The 17,935-nt window shown below is 71.3% G+C and carries 17 protein-coding genes; 10 read left to right on the forward strand and 7 right to left on the reverse strand.

The genetic code is table 11. The annotated features are described in order from the left end of the window. Window positions 1-33: 33 nt before the first annotated feature. Entirely contained in the window at window positions 34-1,317 is a 1,284-nt protein-coding gene (locus tag HUA78_RS06160) for an amidohydrolase family protein (RefSeq protein WP_174457989.1), read from the reverse strand. 518 nt (window positions 1,318-1,835) lie between these two features. Between HUA78_RS06160 and HUA78_RS06165 the strand changes: the two genes are divergently transcribed. From HUA78_RS06165 to HUA78_RS06175, 3 genes are read left to right on the forward strand one after another with little or no spacing between them, the layout of a single operon-like run. Next, window positions 1,836-4,025, forward strand: a complete 2,190-nt coding sequence (locus HUA78_RS06165) for a protein kinase (RefSeq protein ID WP_254623619.1) — start codon at window positions 1,836-1,838, stop codon at window positions 4,023-4,025. 10 nt (window positions 4,026-4,035) lie between these two features. Beyond that, on the forward strand, window positions 4,036-5,046 hold the full coding sequence (locus HUA78_RS06170; RefSeq protein WP_174475867.1) for a PHB depolymerase family esterase: 1,011 nt from the start codon (window positions 4,036-4,038) through the stop codon (window positions 5,044-5,046). Window positions 5,047-5,064: 18 nt separating this feature from the next. Beyond that, window positions 5,065-5,814, forward strand: coding sequence for a carbohydrate deacetylase (locus HUA78_RS06175; protein ID WP_141646094.1), 750 nt, complete (start codon window positions 5,065-5,067; stop codon window positions 5,812-5,814). Between the two features lie 21 nt (window positions 5,815-5,835). Here HUA78_RS06175 and HUA78_RS06180 read toward each other — a convergent pair whose 3' ends face one another. Then, window positions 5,836-7,758, reverse strand: a complete 1,923-nt coding sequence (locus tag HUA78_RS06180; RefSeq protein WP_174475868.1) for a hybrid sensor histidine kinase/response regulator — start codon at window positions 7,756-7,758, stop codon at window positions 5,836-5,838. A 196-nt stretch (window positions 7,759-7,954) separates the two neighbouring features. On the opposite strand from HUA78_RS06180, the gene queF reads away from it, so the two are divergent. Beyond that, complete coding sequence (gene queF / locus HUA78_RS06185; protein ID WP_141646096.1) at window positions 7,955-8,311, forward strand: preQ(1) synthase; 357 nt, start codon at window positions 7,955-7,957, stop codon at window positions 8,309-8,311. Window positions 8,312-8,354: 43 nt separating this feature from the next. Here queF and HUA78_RS06190 read toward each other — a convergent pair whose 3' ends face one another. Together HUA78_RS06190 and HUA78_RS06195 are read right to left on the reverse strand one after the other, a co-directional pair. Continuing rightward, window positions 8,355-8,549, reverse strand: coding sequence for a hypothetical protein (locus HUA78_RS06190; protein ID WP_141646097.1), 195 nt, complete (start codon window positions 8,547-8,549; stop codon window positions 8,355-8,357). 18 nt (window positions 8,550-8,567) lie between these two features. Then, window positions 8,568-9,578, reverse strand: a complete 1,011-nt coding sequence (locus HUA78_RS06195) for a serine/threonine-protein kinase (RefSeq protein WP_246137526.1) — start codon at window positions 9,576-9,578, stop codon at window positions 8,568-8,570. A gap of 187 nt (window positions 9,579-9,765) precedes the next feature. Here HUA78_RS06195 and HUA78_RS06200 point away from each other — a divergent pair, with 187 nt between their 5' ends. The 4 genes from HUA78_RS06200 (at window position 9,766) to HUA78_RS06215 (ending at window position 14,210) form a co-directional block, all read left to right on the forward strand. After that, on the forward strand, window positions 9,766-9,975 hold the full coding sequence (locus HUA78_RS06200; protein ID WP_141649499.1) for a hypothetical protein: 210 nt from the start codon (window positions 9,766-9,768) through the stop codon (window positions 9,973-9,975). An 81-nt stretch (window positions 9,976-10,056) separates the two neighbouring features. Next, window positions 10,057-11,193, forward strand: a complete 1,137-nt coding sequence (locus HUA78_RS06205; protein WP_141649498.1) for a phosphatidylserine/phosphatidylglycerophosphate/cardiolipin synthase family protein — start codon at window positions 10,057-10,059, stop codon at window positions 11,191-11,193. A gap of 113 nt (window positions 11,194-11,306) precedes the next feature. Next, window positions 11,307-12,833, forward strand: a complete 1,527-nt coding sequence (locus tag HUA78_RS06210) for a Ppx/GppA phosphatase family protein (RefSeq protein WP_174461097.1) — start codon at window positions 11,307-11,309, stop codon at window positions 12,831-12,833. Window positions 12,834-12,989: 156 nt separating this feature from the next. Next, a complete protein-coding gene (locus HUA78_RS06215) occupies window positions 12,990-14,210 on the forward strand; it encodes a zinc-dependent alcohol dehydrogenase (protein ID WP_174475869.1) in 1,221 nt (406 codons plus the stop codon). Window positions 14,211-14,214: 4 nt separating this feature from the next. On the opposite strand, the gene HUA78_RS06220 is transcribed toward HUA78_RS06215, so the two are convergent. Then, entirely contained in the window at window positions 14,215-15,240 is a 1,026-nt protein-coding gene (locus HUA78_RS06220) for an S-adenosylmethionine:tRNA ribosyltransferase-isomerase (RefSeq protein ID WP_174457955.1), read from the reverse strand. Further along, window positions 15,237-15,965 carry an SDR family oxidoreductase gene (locus HUA78_RS06225; RefSeq protein WP_174475870.1) on the reverse strand — a complete coding sequence of 243 codons (729 nt, stop codon included), beginning with the start codon at window positions 15,963-15,965 and terminating at the stop codon, window positions 15,237-15,239. The genes HUA78_RS06220 and HUA78_RS06225 overlap by 4 nt, the downstream gene beginning before the upstream one ends. Window positions 15,966-16,056: 91 nt before the next feature. Between HUA78_RS06225 and HUA78_RS06230 the strand changes: the two genes are divergently transcribed. Continuing rightward, window positions 16,057-16,614, forward strand: a complete 558-nt coding sequence (locus tag HUA78_RS06230) for a helix-turn-helix domain-containing protein (protein WP_141649036.1) — start codon at window positions 16,057-16,059, stop codon at window positions 16,612-16,614. Between the two features lie 7 nt (window positions 16,615-16,621). Here the strand turns inward: HUA78_RS06230 and HUA78_RS06235 are convergent, their stop codons facing one another. Further along, window positions 16,622-17,224, reverse strand: a complete 603-nt coding sequence (locus HUA78_RS06235) for a 2OG-Fe(II) oxygenase (protein ID WP_174457953.1) — start codon at window positions 17,222-17,224, stop codon at window positions 16,622-16,624. An 84-nt stretch (window positions 17,225-17,308) separates the two neighbouring features. Here HUA78_RS06235 and HUA78_RS06240 point away from each other — a divergent pair, with 84 nt between their 5' ends. Then, window positions 17,309-17,923 (forward strand): DUF4230 domain-containing protein, encoded by a 615-nt coding sequence (locus tag HUA78_RS06240; RefSeq protein WP_174475871.1) that lies wholly within the window; start codon window positions 17,309-17,311, stop codon window positions 17,921-17,923. Window positions 17,924-17,935: the final 12 nt, after the last annotated feature.

The following is a 17,935-nucleotide window of genomic DNA, read 5'->3' on the forward strand; positions in this document are numbered from 1 at the left end:
GGACCCGCCCCTCCCAGGCAAGCGACGCCCTCGCTACTTCGACTCGGCCATGCGCGCCCACACGGCCGACGCGGCCTCGCGCGCCTGCTCGGCCACCACGGAGGGGTTCACGGACAGCGGCCGGCGCGCCCACATGCGCCACACCCCATCCACCATCACCGCCTCCACATGCCGGCTGCCCAGGCCGAACACCACGTGCCACGCCAGGTTCTCCGCCGTCAGCGGCGTGGCCGGCAGGTAGTCGAGCACCAACAGGTCCGCCAGCGCCCCTTCGCGCATCGGCCCCAGCGGCACCCCGAAGTGCTGCGACACCAACCGATGCCCGTTCGCCAGGTAGCGCAGCACGTCGATGGGCTGCCCCGCCTCGCGCGAGCGCAGATACGCCGCCTGCGCCTCCGCGAACAGGTCCGCCGACACACCGTCCGCCCCCAACGTCGCGCGCGCGCCGAACTTCAGCGCCGGCGCATACCCCACCTCCAACCCCTGGTTGGCGCGCGGCGTGTGGACAATCCACGCCCCCGTCGCAATCACCTGCGCCAGGTCCGCCCACGCCAGGTGCCCCACGTGCGCCAGCTGGCTCCGAGGCGACAACAGCCCCGCGTCCAGGAGCCGTGGCACCGGCGAGGCCCCATGCCGCTCGTTCGACAGCCGCTCGTCCAGCGGGTCCTCCGCGAGCGGCAGGTGCAGGCCGGTGTTCGCCGCCTTCAGCGCCTCGGCGAGCCCCTGGAGCGCGTCCTGCCCCAACGTGAAACAAGGCCCCGCGCCCACCTGGCCCCGGAATCTCCCCTTCGCCTTCTGCGCGAAGCCCACCGTCTCTTCCAGTCCCTCCTCGCGCCCCACCGCTCCGCTGCGGTCCGACACCGCGTAGGCGAGCACGCCGCGCACCCCCACCTCGTGGAGACCTCGCGCCAGCCGCACCAGCGAGCCCGACACCGCCTTGGGCGAGGAGTGCAGGGTGCACACCGTCGTCGTGCCGCACTGGAGCGCCTCCAGGCCGCCCGCGCACCCCGCAACCTGGACGGCGTCCAAGTCCAGCGCGTCCTCGTAGGGCCAGAGCACCTTCTCCAGGATGTCCTGGTAGGTCTCCATCGCCGTGTTCGGCATGCCTCGACCCAGGACGGCGTGCAGCCGGTGGTGCGCGCTGACCAGCCCCGGGAAGACGAGCTTGCCGGAGAGGGCCACCACCTCGTCGTCGGCCTCGGGCGTCAGGTCCGGCCCGCGCGCCACGATGCGCTCTCCTTCGACGCGCAAGTCCACGCGTTCCACCACCGCGGGCTCCAGCTCGACGACGTAACCACCCTTGAGGACGGTGCCCAACATCCCTCCGAGGAACGAAGAACGAAGAACGAAGCGCGTGGCGGGTCAGCGCGGCGCGAGGTTAGCACTCCACCCGACCCATCGCGCGAGCCAGCAGATGGCACGCCCACACCCCGCGTAAGGCCCACCGCACCCCGCGCGACGTGTCGGTGCGCAGCGGGGCCCCGGAGCGTCACGGGGTCGAACCCACCCCGGAGCACCTCACCGCCTTCACCGCGCCAGGGCTCGCCCACGCCTTCCATGCGGGCACCCCCACGCCACCACCGTGGGCCTCCTTGATGACGCGGGTGATGCGGCGGCCGTGGTGGAAACCCACACCTGGCCCGGGCCCGCGAGCCACGGTGGCGCATGCGCCGGGCGGCCGAGTTCGGGACGGAGACGGGCAGGCTTCCCCCCTCGAACTTCTGAGGGGGGACGCGGGGCGGCTCTGCACATAGACTGGCGCCATCTTGGAGTCGGGTCCGAACACCTATTGGGTCGGTCGCTATCGGCTGTCCGCGCGTATCGCGACGGGCGGCATGGCCGAGGTGTACCTGGGGCGCCGCTTCGAGGATGACGGCGCGCGCGGGCCCGCGGTGGCGGTGAAGCGGCTGATGCCGCACCTGGCCTCGGACCGGCGCGTGGTGCAGATGTTCCTCAACGAGGCGCGCATCACCGCGCAGGTGCGCCACCCCAACGTCGTCTCCATTCTCGAGCTGGGCATGGAGGGCACCGAGCCCTTCATCGCGATGGAATTGCTGGAGGGCCGCTCCTTCGCGGAGCTGCGCCAGGAGGCCGCGGAGCGGGGCCAGCGCGTGCCGCTGGGCATCACCCTGCGCGTGCTGGTGGAGGCCTGCCGGGGCCTGGACGCGGCCCACCGCGCCGTGGACGAAGCGGGGCGGCCGCTGCGCATCGTCCACCGCGACTTCACCCCGGACAACATCCATGTGGGTGTGAATGGCGCGGTGAAGGTCATCGACTTCGGCATCGCCAAGGCGGACGCGCTCGGTGCGGGCACGGAGCCCGGCGTCCTCAAGGGCAAGTTCTTCTACATGTCGCCGGAGATGATCGCCGGCAAGCCGGTGGACCACCGCGCGGACCTCTTCGCCGCGGGCGTCATGTTGTACGAGCAACTCTGTGGCCGCAGGCCCTTCACCGGCATGACGGCCGAGGAGGTGCTGGGCCGCATCGCGGAGGGGCGCGCCCGGCCTCCCACCGCGTTCGACCCGTCCGTGCCCGCCGCGCTGGAGTTGGTGTGCCTCACCGCGCTCCAGAGAGACCCGGCCGCGCGCTTCGACAGCCTCGAGTCCTTCATCGACGCCATCGAGGCCATTGGAGGCCAGGCCGAGGTCGCCACCGGGGAGCAGGTGGCCGCGTACGTGGACACCCTCTTCCCACCGGACCGGGACCCGAAGCGACAGGCCCTGCGCCGCGCGCGGATGGCCGACCCGTCCCATGGCGGCACGCCGCCGATTCCTCGCGCCTTCGACCCCAACGCCGCGCCCCACAACGCCATGACGGTGCCGGCCGCGTGGCCCAAGGTCTTCCTGCCCGACGTGGGCGCCACCCTCCACGGCGGCGAGCCCCCGGACTCCGTGCGCCCGCCCACGCCCACGTCCCCGGGCTCCACCGAGGCCGCCACCGTCACCGGCTTCCGCGCCAGCTCTCCGGGCGTGGTGTCGCCGTCTCGACCTGGCTCCGCGACGGACTCGACGCCTCCCGCGCGCAACCCGACGGACTCGACGCCGCCCACGCGCAACGACTCCGGCATCACCCAGGGCGGCCCTCGACGCCGCTCGCGGTGGGGCCTCGTCCTGGGCGGAGTGCTCGGACTCGCGGCGCTCGGCGCCGGAGGCACGTGGTACCTGACGCGCACGGAGTCGTCTCCGACGGAGCGGCTGGCGAAGGCACAGGCCGCCGACGCGCCCACCGCGAAGGTTTCGCTGCTCTCCGGCCTGGGCGAGGACACTCGCGCCACCGCCGAGGAGCTGGCCCAGGCGGGGACGGTGCTGCTGACCGCGGGCGCACACTTCAAGGCGCTGGAGCTGGCGGAGGCCTACGTCGCGCGCTTTCCGAAGGACGTGGAGGCGCACCTGCTCGCGGCCCGGGCGGCGACGGAGCTGAACCGGGGCAAGCGGGCCGAGCGCGCGTTGGACGAGGCCCTCACGCTGGCACCCAAGGACCTGCGCCCCTCGCTGATGCTGGCGGACCTGCGCGAGCGCCAGGGCGACCTGCCCGGCGCGGTGGCGGCGCTGGCGAAGGCGTACGCCCAGAAGCCGGGCGTGGCGCGGGTGGCGCCTCGCTACGGGCGGATGCTGTCGCAGAATGGCCGGCTGGACGAGGCCGCCTCGGTGCTGTCCGCCTGGACGCGGGAGCATGACGACGCTGCCAGCCTGGCGGAGCTCGGCTTCGTGCGCTTCCGGCAGGAGCGCGTGGACGAGGCCGCCGCGCTGCTCAAGCGCGCGCTGCGCAAGGACGGCAAGCTGGCCGTGGCCCACTACTACCTGGGGGCCGTCCTCTTCCGTCAGGGCGACAGCACGGGCGCCGAGCGCGCCTATCGGGAGGCGGACAGGCTGGCCCCGGAGGACCCTCGGGCCCTGGCGGCGCGATGCCAGCTCCATGCCCATGGTGGCAATGAGACGGCCGTCGCCGAGGTGAAGCGTACGCTGGAGGAACGATTCCCCGAACGGGCGAACGTCCTCGCGGCAGAGTGCAAGGCGGGGAATTAGCTTCCCGCACATGCGCCTCGTGCTCGTCGCCCTCATCCTGGGGGCGCTCGGCTGTTCATCCTCCCTTGCCTCGCGCCCGGAAGACCCGGGCGACACCGGCCCCGAGCCCTCCAACGAGGAGCCCTCCGTCCCGGAGCGCGCGTCCTGCACCGGACTCTCCGAGGGGCCCGGCACCCACGAATGGACAGTGAGCCACGCCGGACGGGCGAGGACCTACCGCGTCCACGTGCCCCCCGGCTACGACGCCACGCGGCCCACGCCCACCGTGGTGGCCTTCCATGGCTTTGGCTCGAACCCCGAGCAGTTGGAGGTCCAGACGGGCCTGTCGACGCTCGCGGACACGGAGGGCTTCCTCGTCGTGTACCCGTGCGGGCTGAGCGCCCAGGAGATTTCCGGCGGCACCGCCCCCCCGCGAGACAACACCCGGGGCTGGAACGCGGGGGCGTGCTGTGGGACGGCCCAGCTGTCCAACATCGACGACGTGGGCTTCGTGGACGCGCTCCTGGCGGACCTGGACACCCGCGTGTGCGTGGACCCGCGCCGCACCTTCGCCACGGGCTTCTCCAACGGCGGCTTCTTCTCCTACCGGCTGGCCTGTGAGCGCGCGGGGCGCTTCGCCGCCGTGGCGCCCGTCTCCGGAATGTCGCCCCTGAATGGGTGCCGCCCCTCCCGCCCGGTGCCCGTGCTGCATATCCATGGCACGGCGGACACCGTCATCCTCTACGAGGGTGGCAACAACATCCCCTTCGGCCGCGCCTACCCCTCGGCCGAGGACTCCGTCCGGAGCCAGGCGGAGCGCAATGGCTGCGGCGGCGCGGTGGTGGAGACGTACCGCCAGGGGGACAGCACTTGTAGCGCCTTCACCGGATGTTCTCCGGAGAACGCCACCGCGTCGCTCTGCACCGTGCGGGGCGGCGGACACACCTGGCCTGGCAGTCCGGTCAGCGCGGGCAACCCCACGCAGGACCTGAACGCCACGCTCGAGGCCTGGCGCTTCTTCCAAACCCGGCCTCGGCCCTGAAGCGCAGGAGAGTTCTTCGTGAGCACACGCGCCCTCATCATCAACGCCGACGACCTGGGGTATGACCCCGCCGTCACCCGAGGCATCCTCCAGGCCATGCGCGACGGCATCGTCTCGTCGGCCTCCCTCCTGGTGAACACCCCGTTCTCCGAGGCCTCCGCCCACGAAGCCGAGGGCCTGTCGCTGGGACTGCACCTGAACCTGGCCCGGGGCACCCCGGTGGGGAGCGACTTCCCGCGCGAGCTGCTTGGCGCCAATGGGAACTTCGTGGAGTCGCGCGCCGCCAGCATGCCCGCCGAAGTCGTGGAGGCGGAGACCCGCGCGCAGCTCGAGCGCTTCACGGCGCTGACGGGACGTCCCGCGACACATGTGGACGTCCACATGCACCTGCACCTGCAGCCCACCGTGCTGGAGGGGCTGTCCCGCGTCGCGAGGGAGAAGAAGCTGCCGGTGCGCTCCATCGACTCCATCATGCGCCACGCGCTCAAGGCGCAGGGCATCCCCACCAACACCCACTTCCTGGGCGACACGGGCTCGGATGCGTACTGGACGCTGGAGCGCCTGGAGGCGGAGCTGGTGTCGCTGCCCTCCGAGGGCATCATCGAGTTGATGTGCCACCCGGGCTACCGGCCGGAGACGGTGAAGAGCGGCTACGGCGCGCAGCGCGAGGTGGAGCTGGCCACCTTCCAGAACCCTCGTGCCCGGGAGACCCTGTCGCGCCTGGGAATCACCCCCGTGGACTACCGGGTCCTCACGCCCGCGAGCTGAGGGCCTCTTCGCCGCGCGCGCCTAGATTCTGGGGCCGAAGCCCACGAGCGGCGGCGGCTCGCCCACGGCGGGCGTCCCCCCGGAGGGCCTGCGCCGCTCCTGCGTGAGCACGTTGCGCACGCGCGCCACCAGCTCATCGGCGACGTACGGCCGCGTGCACAGGGACGTCTCCTCCTGCGCCCACCACGGCCGCGCATCGCCAGCCAGGAGGATGGGCACCGGCCGCGCGCGCGGCAGCGTGGCGAAGGTCTCCAGGAACAGCCCCGCCTTCCCATGCGTGACGGAGGTGGACAGCACGATGAGGTCCACCGGCAGGTGCGTGGCCCGCCGCAGCGCCTCCGCGCCGTCCCGCGTCGTGAGCACCTCGAACCCCTCCGCGCACAACACGCGCTCGGCCAGGGCCTCCTGCGCGGAGTCCTCGTCGAGCAGCAACACCCGCCGGGGCAGCCGCTTCACCTCGTGCGACGGCATGCGCGGCAGGCTCATCGTGAAGGTGCTGCCATGGCCCTCCGCGCTCGCCAGCGACAGCGAGCCCCCGTGCAGCCTCGCGATGGAGTGGCTGATGAACAGCCCCAGCCCCAGGCCTCCGAAGTTGCGGTGCGACACGTTGCGCGCCCGGTAGAAGCGCTGGAACACCTGGGACTGGTCCGCGCCGGGGATTCCGATGCCATGGTCCCTCACGTGGATGCGCGCCTCCCCCGCGAGCCGCTCCACGCACACGGTGATGGGCTCGCCCGGCGGGCTGTACTTGTGCGCGTTCTCCAGCAGGTTCACCAGCACCTGCTCCAGCCTGTCGCGGTCCCCTCGCACCCAGACGCGCTCTCGGGGGACCTCCACCGCGAAGGGCCTGTCGAAAGCCGCGCGGAAGTGGTCCACCACCTCCGCCACCAGCTGCCCCACCTCCAGCGGCGCCAGGTCCAACGCCAGCTTCCCGACGTCCAGCCGCGAGGCGTCCAGCAGGTCATCCACCAGCCCCGCCAGCCGGTCCACCTGCCGCTTGGACTTCAGCACCGTGGACAGCTCCAGCGGCTGCCCCGCGGTGAGCCGCTTCTCCATGGTGTACAGGCCCAGCTTCAGCGGGGTGAGCGGCGTCTTCAGCTCGTGGCTCGCGATGGACATGAACTCCTCGCGCACCTGGAGCGCCGCCTTCGCTTCGCGCAGGAGGCGCGCGTTCTCCACCGCCACCGCGAGCTGGTTGGCCGCCGCCGTCCACAGCTCCAGCTCCCGGGCGGAGAAGGACGTGCCCTGCTCCTTGTAGAGCAGCAACAGCCCCACCGTCCGGCGCGGCGCGCACAGCGGCACCGCCGCGAAGATGGAGCCCAGCGAATCCCCATACCCCCGCTGGATGCCCAGCTGCGCCTGACGCAAGGCCATGGCCTGTCGGAACGGGTCGTCCTCGGGGTCGAACGTGTCCTCGGGAGACTCCGTCCCCGCCAGGTCCGACACCGCCGAGCGCCGCAGCTCCGAGCCGTCCTCCTCGCACAGATAGACCTCCGCGCGCCGCACCTGGGCGCAGCGCACCAGCGCCACGACGGCCGCCGCGCAGACGGTGTCCACCTCCAGCGTCTCACCCACGGCCCGGGCAATCTCGCGCACCGCCAGCGAGAAGGCGCCCTCGTCATCCACCCCGGAGGGCTCCACCACCAGCCAGGCGCCAGGGGACTCCGCCTCCCTGCCCGGCTTCACCTGCACTCGCACCTGGTGCAGCGCGCGGGTGATGACATGGCCCGTGTGCGGGCGACCCTCGCGGATGGCGAGCTCCACGGCATCCAGGCTCCTCCCCCGCTCGAGCGCGTCCAGGAGGCTGGTGCCTGGGCGCAGGGTCATTCCCGTCTTGCGGGCGAAGCCGTCCTCACACCACTGGACGCATAAATCGGGTCCAACGCGCACCAGGGCTTGAGGGAGACACGAGAAGGCTTCTTCGGCGTCGAGGGGAAGCGTCATGTGCTCGGGAGGTGGCGGGGGGCCTGCTCGGGATTATGAACCCCGCTCCGAGCGCGCAACCGGCCCGCCCCCCGCATTCCCCGCTGGTGGACGACCGCCGCGTTGAGGGGCCGACAGAACCCTCCAGGGGCAGCCTGGAGGGCTGGGGCCCACGTCGTGGATGACACGTAGCGATGGTGTGGTAGACGACACCGCCATGCCTTCGCAGCCGACCAAGGAACTCCAGACCTTCCCCAACCCGGCGCCCGAGCGCGATTACGAAATCGCGTTCGACTGCCCGGAGTTCACGTGTCTGTGCCCGCTCACCGGGCAGCCGGACTTCGCCCGGTTCAAGATTACGTACGTCCCCGACCAGCTCTGCATCGAGCTGAAGAGCCTGAAGCTCTACATGTGGGCGTACCGGAACGAGGGGGCCTTCCACGAGAAGGTCACCAACACCATCGCCGACGACATCATCAAGGCCATCCAGCCGCGCAAGCTGACGCTGGTAGGTGACTGGTTCGTGCGCGGCGGCATCGGCACCATCGTCACCGTCACGCACGAGAAGAAGTAGCCGGATGGAGGAGGGAGCGCCGCTCGCACGGCGCTCTCGCGACTCACTCCACCTTGTCGAAGATGGCGTCGGCGTTCTTGTTCAGGTCCGTCTCGATGCGGTCGGCGGCCTTGTGCACGTTCTCCAGCTTGCGCGCGGCGGCCGCTTCAGGGTCCGTGCGCGCCGGGCGGTTGAGGACGTACCAGGCCGCCGCGGCGAGAACGCCAATACCCAGCACGAAAGTCACGATGCGTCCCATGGACTGCCTCCTCCCGCCTCAGCGGGTGAGTTGCTGAACGAGCGGCGCCCACTGCGCCTGGGTGAAGTAGAGGCCGGTCCCCGCCGCCGAGGCGAGGATGAGCGCGACGAGCGCCCACTTGAAGGCGCCGCCGGAGCGCGAGCGCGAGGTGTCGAAGACCTCCACCGCCGCGTCCAGCTCCTGGGGCCGCAACAACTGCTGCGCCTCGGTCTCCGTCAGCTTCTGGCGGTGGCGCAGGAAGGCGACCAAGAGCCCCGCATGCGACACCTGGACTTCCTGGGCGAGGAAGACGTCCAGCTCGCGGCGCATGGCGGCGGCGTCCGGGAAGCGGTCCTCCGGCTTCACCTCCATGGCGCGCTGGATGATGCGCACCAGGGGCATGGGCACGTTGGGCGCCACCTTGTTGAGCGGCGTGTACTTGCCGTCGCGAATCTTCGCGAAGACCTCGCCCGCCGTCTTGCCGTGGAAGGGCCGGGCGCCGGAGAGGGCCTCATAGAGCAGCACGCCGAGCGAGAAGATGTCGGTGCGGCCATCCAGCGGCGCGCCCGTCACCTGCTCCGGGGACATGTACGAGGGCGTGCCCACCGCCATGCCCGCCTGGGTGAGCGCCTCCAGCCCCACGTCCTTGGCGATGCCGAAGTCCATCAGCTTCACGTCACCGGACTTGGTGAGCATGACGTTGGCGGGCTTCAAGTCGCGGTGGATGATGTGGCGGAAGTGCGCGTGGTCCAGCGCGCTGGCGATGCGCGCGGCGATGACGCCCGTGACGTCCGGCGGCAGCGGCCCTTCCTTGATGAGCGTGTGGAGGGTGGGCCCGTCCACCAGCTCCATCACCATGAACATGCTGTCGTTCTTCTCCACCAAATCGTAGAGGGTGACGATGTTCTGGTGACGGAAGGCGGCGAGCGCGAGCGACTCCCGGCGGAACCGAGACAAGGTTTCCCTGTCTCGCTTGCCCTCCGGCAGCAGTTCCTTGATGGCGACCTCGCGCTGAATCATCTCGTGGAGGCCGCGATACACGACGGCCATCCCACCTCGGCCCAGCTCTCCGAGCACTCGATACGCGCCAATCTTGCGATGACGGACGGCTTTCTCTGCGGCAGGCACGGGCGAAGGGTACAGAACTGGACGCGGACCGTCGATGTCTCACGTGGCCACCCCCGGCGCCGGCGGGTCTGGACCATGGGCTCCCCCCCGATTCCGGCCCCCCTCCCCCATGAACCTCCGTCTCCTCGTCCCCCTCCTCGCCCTCTGGTCACTCGGAGGATGCATCGTCCACCGAGACATCCACGGGCACGACTCGCATCCGCCCAAGTCGAAGAAGTCCAAGCGCAACAGCAAGGACTGTCACCCAAGCCAGTACTGGGATGGCGACGAGTGCCGCCACAAGGGCAAGGGCAAGGGCGCTCGCAAGCACGACGGGTGAAGTCCCGGCGCGTGGGGCAGGCCCGCCGTCACTGGGGGCGTGTCCCGTGCCGCCCGGGAGAGTTGTAGGGTGGGTGTGCTCATGCGCACCGAAGCCTCCGTCGTCCCGCAGCCCGTGCCTCCGCTGGCCCCGTCGTTCTCCCGGGAGCATGCGAGCGAGCACTGCACGCTGCTGGATGGGGGCGCGGAGGCGTTTCCCCGGATGCTGGAGGCCATCTCCTTCGCCCGGCACCGCATCCACCTGGAGGTCTACACCTTCGAGCGCGAGGGCGTGGGCGCGCTCTTCCTGGACGCGCTGGTGGCCGCGGCGAAGCGGGGCGTGTCGGTGAAGGTGGTGGTGGACGGCTGGGGCAGCATCGGCGCCAGCAAGTACCTCACGCAGACGCTGCTGGCCGCGGGCGCGAAGGTGCGGGTCTACAACCCGCTCACCTCGCTGTGCCTGGGCCGCTCCTGGCGCAACCACCGCAAAATCCTCCTCGTCGACGACACGGTGGCGTTCCTGGGCGGCATCAACATCGGTGATGCCTACGCGGCGCACGGCGACGTGCCCGGCTGGGCGGACCTGGCGGTGGAGCTGCGGGGGGACATCTGCCGGCAGTTGGGCGCGAAGCTGACCGCGGGCACGGCGGCGCTGACGTCCGGCGCGGTGAGCCTGTACCTGTCCGGCATCGGCGGCGGGCACCGGCTGCGCAAGCGCTACCTGTCCGCCATCGACGGGGCGAAACACGAGGTCATCCTCGCGCACGCGTACTTCCTCCCGGACACGGGCTTCGTGCGAGCGCTGACGCGGGCGGCGCGGCGGGGCGTGAAGGTGTCGCTGCTGCTCGCCGGAAGAAGCGACGTCATCTTCGCCCGCGCGGCGACGATGCGGCTGTACGGCACCTTCCTGCGCGCGGGGGTGAACATCCACGAATGGACCGCCTCCACGCTGCACGCCAAGGCGGCGGTGGTGGATGGGAAGACGCTGCTGGTGGGCAGCTTCAACCTGGACCCGCTGTCGCTCGTGAATCTGGAGACGCTGGTGGAGGCCCAGGAGCCCGGCGTGGCGGCGCAGGCGGCCCTGTGGCTGGACAAGCACGTGGCCCTGTCGCGACATGTGCAATTGGAGCAATGCGGCCGCTCCAGCCTCCAGCGGTGGCTGCTGGATGTCGTGGGGCTGGCGGTGGCGCGCTTCGCGGAGCGCTTCGCCAGCTTCATCGGCCGGCGGCGCAAGCGGTGAGGCCGTCACGCTGGCGTCACGCGAGCGCGTGAAGAGGCCCCCGCCCGGCAGCAGCCCCCCCATGTCGTGCTGCACGAGCCGTCACGGCGCTCTACACTGTTCCACGTCCAACCATGCCCACTCGCCGCCCCGCCCTCCCGCCCGTCCTCGCAGCCATCGATGTGGGGACCAACGCCGTGCGACTGGAGCTCGCCCGGCCGGACGCCGACGGGGCGCTCGAGACACTCCACCAGGAGCGAGACCCCATCCGCCCCGGTGAGGGCGTCTTCGCCACCGGCACCATGCCGGAGGCCACGGCGGAGCGGCTCTTGTCCACGCTCCGGCGCTACTCCGCCCTCTGCCGTCGCCACAAGGCCCAGGTGCGCGCGGTGGCCACCAGCGCCCTGCGCGAGGCCCGCAACAGCCCGGACATCGTCCGGCGCGTGCGCGAGGAGTCCGGCCTCAACCTGGAGGTCGTCAGCGGCAAGGAGGAGGCGCGCCTCATCTGCCTGGGCGTGCTGCACCGCAAGCCCCCCGGCACGCGCTCGCTGCTCATCGACATTGGCGGAGGCAGCACCGAGGTGGCCACCGCCGTGGGCGAGAAGCCCGACAACCTGTGGAGCCTGGGGCTGGGCTCGGTGCGGCTCACCGAGGTCTTCGAGGCGTCGCGCACCGTGACGACGAAGCAGCTGCGCATCATGCGCGGGTTCGTCCAGGAGGTGCTGGGCAAGACGCTGCCGGAGAAGCTGCCGCTCCTTCCCCGGGTGGCGCTCGGCTCGTCCGGCACCATCAACGCCGTGGTGTCCTTCGCCTCCAGCGAGAGCAGCGGCAACGCCACCGTGCGCCAGCTCACCCAGACGGTGGAGACACTGGCGCAGATGCCCGCGGACCGGCGGCGCAAGCGCTTCGACCCCAAGCGCGCGGACATCATCGTCTCCGGCGCCGTCATCCTGGAGGGCGTGGCGAAGTACCTGGGCATCGAGTCCGTCAGCGTCGTCAACCGGGGCCTGCGCGACGGCATCCTCGTGGACCTGCTCTACCGACAGGACGCCCACCACCAGCCCGACGACCACAGCCTCGCGGACGCCGCCATCGCCATGGGCCAGCGCTTCTTCTTCGACGAGAAGCACGCGCGTCAGGTGTCACGGCTCGCGCTGACGCTCTTCGACGACCTGGCCGCCCTGCACCAGCTGCCGCTGTCGGTGCGCCCGTACCTGGAAGTCGCCGCGCTGCTCCACGACATCGGCCATGCGGTGAACTACGAGCGGCACCACAAGCACACGTACTACCTCATCCGCCACGCGGACCTCCCCGGCCTCGCGGACCGCGAGCGAGAGCTGGTGGCCCGCGTCGCCCGCTACCACCGGCGCAGTCCTCCGGAGCTGGCCCACTCGGGCATGGCGGGGCTGACTCCCGCCGAGGCCCGCACCGTGCGAAAGCTCGCCACCCTGCTGCGCGTGGCCAACTCGCTGGACCACAGCCACCACCAGCCCATCAAGGACTTCAAGGCCACCAACGGCCGCGACGGGGTGGCCCTGCACCTGCACGCGCGCCAGCCGGTGGACCTGGAATTGTGGAACGCGGAGCACGAGGTGGCCTCCTTCCGCCGCGTCTTCGGCAAGAAGCTCTCCTTCCACGTCCACCAGGCCGCCGCCCGCTAGTCGCCCGGCACTCCGCCTGCTGGCCAGCAGAGGAGACGTCGCGCCCTGCCCGCGTTGCTCCAGATGCCCACGCTCAAAATCGCACGGGTCCGTCGTCACCAGACGGGCCTCTTCGACTTTGGACGCAAGGGCCCCTAACGGGGGAAGGAGCGCGCGATGAAGGCCGTCGTATTCCATGGGATTGGGGACATCCGGCTCGACGAGGTGGCGGAGCCGCGCATCGAGAAGCCGACGGATGCCATCGTCAAGCTGTCGGCGAGCGCCATCTGTGGCACGGACCTGCACATGATTCGCGGGACGATGCCGGGGATGAAGCCGGGCACCATTCTCGGGCACGAGGGCGTGGGCTACATCGAGACGCTCGGCGACGACGTGCGCAACTTCAACGTCGGCGACCGCGTCGTCATCCCCTCCACCATCGCCTGCGGCAACTGTGTCTACTGCCGCGCCGGCTACCATTCGCAGTGCAACGACGCGAACCCCCACGGCGCCTCCGCGGGAACGGCCTTCTTCGGCGGGCCGGAGCAGACGGGCCCCTTCCACGGCATGCAGGCGGAGAAGGTGCGCGTTCCCTTCGCGCACGCGGGGCTGGTGAAGATTCCGGAGGGCGTGAGCGACGAGCAGGCCATCCTCGTCTCCGACATCTTCCCCACCGGCTACTTCGGGGCGGAGCTGGCGGAAATTAAGCCGGGCGACACCGTGGCGGTGTTCGGCTGCGGGCCGGTGGGGCTGTTCGCCATCGTCAGCGCGAAGCTGCTCGGCGCCGGCCGCGTCTTCGCCATCGACTGCCATGAGGACCGGCTGGAGCTGGCGCGCGGCCAGGGCGCGGAAATCATCGACTTCGACCAGGAAGACCCGGTGAAGACGCTCCTGCGCCTCACCAACGGCATCGGCGTGGACCGCGCCATCGACGCGGTGGGCGTGGACGCCGAGCACGCGCACGCGGGCCCCGCCGCGAAGCAGGCCAGCGCGCAGAAGGCGGAGCTCAAGCGCGAGGCGAAGGAGGCCGCGCCGAAGACGAAGCCGGACGGCGACAACTGGGTGCCCGGCGACGCGCCCGCGCAGGTGCTGTCCTGGGCGGTGGAGGCGCTCGCCAAGGCGGGCACGCTGTCCATCATCGGCGTCTACCCGGCGCAGGTGCGCACGTTCCCCATCGGCATGGCGATGAACAAGAACCTCACGCTGAGGATGGGCAACTGCAACCACCGCAAGTACATCCCCCGGCTGCTGGAGCTGGTGCGCACCGGCGAGGTGGACCCCACCGCCATCCTCTCGCATGTGGAGCCCATGAGCGGCGCGCTGGACGCCTACCGCAACTTCGACCTGCGCAAGCCGGGCTGGGTGAAGGTGGAGCTGGAGCCCAATCAGCTCCAGTGAGCCCTCACGCGTCCAGCACCAGGCTCGAGTCCCCGAACTCGTGCCCCAGGTAGCCGCGCGCCTCCGCGTGCGCGGCCGCCTCCTTCAACAGCAGTGACGGCGCGAAGGCATGGAGCAGCGCGTGGTGGCTGCTGCCCGGCTCGTGCATGCCGGTGAGGAGCCCGTGCACCACGCGGGGCACGAAGCCCGGCCCCAACAGGAGGTCCGTCACCGCTTCGCCCGCCACCAGTCGCCCGCCGTTCATCGCCGCCCGGCCCTCCAACGCCCGCACCACCGTGGTGCCCACCGCCACCACCCGCCCTCCCGCCGCGCGGGTCGCCTCCACCTGCGCCACCGTGGCCACGGGGATGTCCGAGCGCTCGGGCCGGGGCAGCGCCGCGTCCAGCACCGCGTCCCCGGTGGACGACAACCCCGCCGCGTGCGTGAGCGACGCCAGCCGCACGCCCCGGCGACGCAGGGCCAGCAGCACGTTCCAGGTGAGGGGCAGTCCCGCCGAGGGCGCCTCCGTGGCCCAGGGCCGCGCGCCGTAGCCCGTCTGCACGTGCCACAGCGACAGCGGGGCCACGGTGTACGCGTACTGCACGGGACGGCCTCCCTGGTACAGCGCGGACCAGAGCGCGGCGCCGTCCTCGTCGAAGGCCACGCGCAGCAGGCGGGGCGAGGGCGGCAGCACCTCGACGACCTGGACCGGCAACCCGATGACGGTGAAGCGCGTGCCCACCGGCAGCACGGGCGGCGGCGGGCGGTCCTCGGTGCGCTTGCGCCAGTCTCCCGCGCCGAAGAGGACGGCCGTCCAGGTGCCGTCCTCCTCGCGCGACACCAGCCGCAGCTCGACTCGCTCTCCCGAGGCCGTGCGCCCCAGGAGCGAGGCGGGGAACGTGGCGGCGTCGTTCACCACCAGCAGGTCTCCGTCGCGCAGGAGCGACGGCAGGTCCGCCACGCGGGCGTCGGAGAAGCGGCGTCCTCGGGGCTCGATGTGCAGGAGCCGTCCCTCCTCGGGATGGTCCACGGGCCAGCGCGCGGGCTTCATGCGGCCTCCAGACTCTCCGCCACCAGGCGGGAGCCCGACGGCAGCGACTGCGCGCGGCGCTCCACCATCGCGACGATGCGGGCCGCCACGTCCTCCGGCCGGGCCAGTGTCGAGCGGTCCGCCTCCGGCATGGCGTCCGCGTGCATGCGCGTGTCCATCTCCCCCGGGTCCACGTTGAGGAAGCGCACGCCCGTGCCCTCCAGCTCCGCGGCCCAGAGGCGGCCCAGGTGCTCCAGCGCGCCCTTGGACACGCTGTAGGAGCCCCAGCGCGGATACGCGGAGAGGGCCGCGTCCGAGCTGATGTTCAGCACCAGCCCGCCCCCTCGCACCACCATGTTGCCCACCACCGCCTTGGTGAGCCGGAAGGGGCCCACCACGTTGACCTCCAGCACGTGCTGGAAGTCCTCGCACGCGGTGTCGAGCAGCAGGGGCAACGGCGTGGGGCCCAGGATGCTGGCGTTGTGCACCAGCACGTCCAGCGGGCCCACCAGCGACGTGGCCACGCCCACCAGCCGGTAGATGGACTCCTTGTCCCCAACGTCATAGGCCACGCCGTGCGCCTCCAGCCCCTCGGCTCTCAGGGACTCGGCGGCGGCCTCCATCTCCGGGGCGTGTCGGGCCACGCCCACCACCCGCGCGCCTCGCCTCGCGAACCCTGCCATGAGGGCCCGCCCCAGCCCCCGACTCGCTCCCGTCACCAGGACCGCTTTTCCGGTCAGCGTCATTGGAATGTCCTCCTTGCCTGGAGGGATACGTCCGTCGCGTTGATGAAATGGCGTCTCGGACAATCCTTTGGCAGATTGCCAACCCATGGCCATCGACGAAGAGGACCTGCCGAGCAGACTGGCGCGCAACATCCGGACCCTGCGGGAGACGCGGGGCGCCACGCAGGCCCAGCTCTCCAAGCTCGCGGGAGTGCCCCGGGCGACGTGGGCCAACCTGGAGTCGGGCACCGCCAACCCCACGCTGTCGGTGCTGCACCGCGTGGCGGCGGCGCTCCAGGTGTCGCTGGAGGAGCTGGTGGCGAGGCCTCGGGCCAGTGCGCGGCACTACCCGCGCGACAGCCTGACGACGCGCATGCGAGGTGCGGGGCAGTTGCGCAAGCTGCTGCCGGACCCGCTGCCCGGCATGGAGTTCGACCGCGTGGAGCTGCCCTCCGGCGTGCGCATCACCGGCGTGCCCCACACGCCCGGCACCCGCGAATACCTGGCCTGCGAGTCCGGGGAGATGGCCCTCGTCGCCAGCGGTGAGCGCTTCGTCCTCAAGCCCGGAGACGTCGTCGTCTTCCGGGGGGACCAGAAGCACTCGTATGAGAATCCAGGGACGCGCACGGCGGTCGGCTACTCCGTCGTCCTGCTCGCGCCCCCGCTGTGATGACGGCTCAGCCCGCGTCGCGGCCGTAGTACCAGGCGGTGAGGGCCAGGCGCGAGGCGTGGGCGGGCAGCACCTCGTGCTCGATGCGTTCGCTCAGGAAGACGACGAGCGTGTCGAGCATGGGGGCCACGTCCACCGGCGCCGAGCCCTCCGGATGCAGCCGCAGCACGCCTCCGTGCTCGGGCACCCAGCCCGCGTTGGCGTACCAGATGGCGGTGGCGCGGCGGTTGGACTGTCCGGGAAATGAGTCGAAGTGACGCGCGTAGCGCGCTCCGCCGCCGGGGTAGCAGGCGAGCTGGAGGTCGAAGCGTCCCAGGCCGAGATAGGCCGCCGACGAGAGCGCCTGACCGAGCCTGGCGAAGTGTTCCCACAGGACGCCGAGTCCTGTTCCTGCTTCCGGCTCCACCCAGCCGATGAGGTCTCCTCTCACGCGGGAGTCCAGGGTCCGCTCGGCGCCCCGGCGGATGCCCGCGGCATGCAGCACTCCAGATTCAGCCCTCGCCAGCGCTTCAGCCCGCGCGGCGAGGGCGGCCACATCCCCGAGGAAATCAGGGCGCGTGAAATAGCCACGCGTCCCCAGTGCCTCCACCTCTACATCGGTCAGCTCCACACGTGCTCCTTCCAGCAACGTGCCGCCCACACGCGCGCACCGTGCCCCAGACGCGTGCCGCGAGGAAGGAGATACACTGGGCCCATGGCGCACCTCTCGCGAATCCTCGCGGTCCTGCTGGGCATCGTCGCCGGAGCCCTGGGCGCGGGCTGGCTCTTGAGGCCCACCTCCCCTGTCCTGCCGGACACCGCCTCCGTGGTGCAGCAGATGCGCGAGGTGGCGCGGCTGGAGACGCTCGACGTCGCCCTCTACAAGAAGGTGACGTTCTCCCCCGAACCCAAGGCCACGGATGCGCTGTGGAAGGACGTGGTGAACTGGGCGGCGTACACGCTCCAGAACCCGCACGGCCGCGCCATCGTCTTCGCGGACGCGCATCTGGGCTTCGACTTCCAGCGCCTGGGCCCCTCCAGCCTCCACGTCGCCGGCACGAAGGTCCACGTCGTGCTGCCCCCCATCGACGTGCGCGTGGCGCTGCGGCCCGGGGAGACGGAAATCATCGACTCCAACCTGGACAGCGCGCAGACGGCGCAGTTGTTGGAGAAGGCGCGCCTGGCCTTCGAGCATGACGTGCGCGCCGACACGAGACTCCAGCAGCGCGCCCGGGACTCCGCCGAAAGGGCCCTACGGGCGCTGTTGCTCACGCTGGGCTACCGCGAGGTGGTGTTCGTGGACCGGCTGCCCACCGGCACGGCGGGGTGAGCCGGCCCCATG

Origin of the sequence: Myxococcus sp. CA033 (assembly GCF_013336625.1) — a bacterium.
GTDB lineage: Bacteria > Myxococcota > Myxococcia > Myxococcales > Myxococcaceae > Myxococcus > Myxococcus llanfairpwllgwyngyllgogerychwyrndrobwllllantysiliogogogochensis.

What these genes read in the sequence shown, in the direction of transcription:
- HUA78_RS06165 (WP_254623619.1), top strand. Translation starts at nt 1,836, where the DNA reads ATGGCCGAGGTGTACCTGGGGCGCCGCTTCGAGGATGACGGCGCGCGC.
- HUA78_RS06170 (WP_174475867.1), top strand. Translation starts at nt 4,036, where the DNA reads ATGCGCCTCGTGCTCGTCGCCCTCATCCTGGGGGCGCTCGGCTGTTCA.
- HUA78_RS06210 (WP_174461097.1), top strand. Translation starts at nt 11,307, where the DNA reads ATGCCCACTCGCCGCCCCGCCCTCCCGCCCGTCCTCGCAGCCATCGAT.
- queF (WP_141646096.1), top strand. Translation starts at nt 7,955, where the DNA reads ATGCCTTCGCAGCCGACCAAGGAACTCCAGACCTTCCCCAACCCGGCG.
- HUA78_RS06195 (WP_246137526.1), bottom strand. Translation starts at nt 9,578, where the DNA reads ATGGCCGTCGTGTATCGCGGCCTCCACGAGATGATTCAGCGCGAGGTC.
- HUA78_RS06190 (WP_141646097.1), bottom strand. Translation starts at nt 8,549, where the DNA reads ATGGGACGCATCGTGACTTTCGTGCTGGGTATTGGCGTTCTCGCCGCG.
- HUA78_RS06215 (WP_174475869.1), top strand. Translation starts at nt 12,990, where the DNA reads ATGAAGGCCGTCGTATTCCATGGGATTGGGGACATCCGGCTCGACGAG.
- HUA78_RS06225 (WP_174475870.1), bottom strand. Translation starts at nt 15,965, where the DNA reads ATGACGCTGACCGGAAAAGCGGTCCTGGTGACGGGAGCGAGTCGGGGG.
- HUA78_RS06180 (WP_174475868.1), bottom strand. Translation starts at nt 7,758, where the DNA reads ATGACGCTTCCCCTCGACGCCGAAGAAGCCTTCTCGTGTCTCCCTCAA.
- HUA78_RS06220 (WP_174457955.1), bottom strand. Translation starts at nt 15,240, where the DNA reads ATGAAGCCCGCGCGCTGGCCCGTGGACCATCCCGAGGAGGGACGGCTC.
- HUA78_RS06240 (WP_174475871.1), top strand. Translation starts at nt 17,309, where the DNA reads ATGGCGCACCTCTCGCGAATCCTCGCGGTCCTGCTGGGCATCGTCGCC.
- HUA78_RS06205 (WP_141649498.1), top strand. Translation starts at nt 10,057, where the DNA reads ATGCGCACCGAAGCCTCCGTCGTCCCGCAGCCCGTGCCTCCGCTGGCC.
- HUA78_RS06200 (WP_141649499.1), top strand. Translation starts at nt 9,766, where the DNA reads ATGAACCTCCGTCTCCTCGTCCCCCTCCTCGCCCTCTGGTCACTCGGA.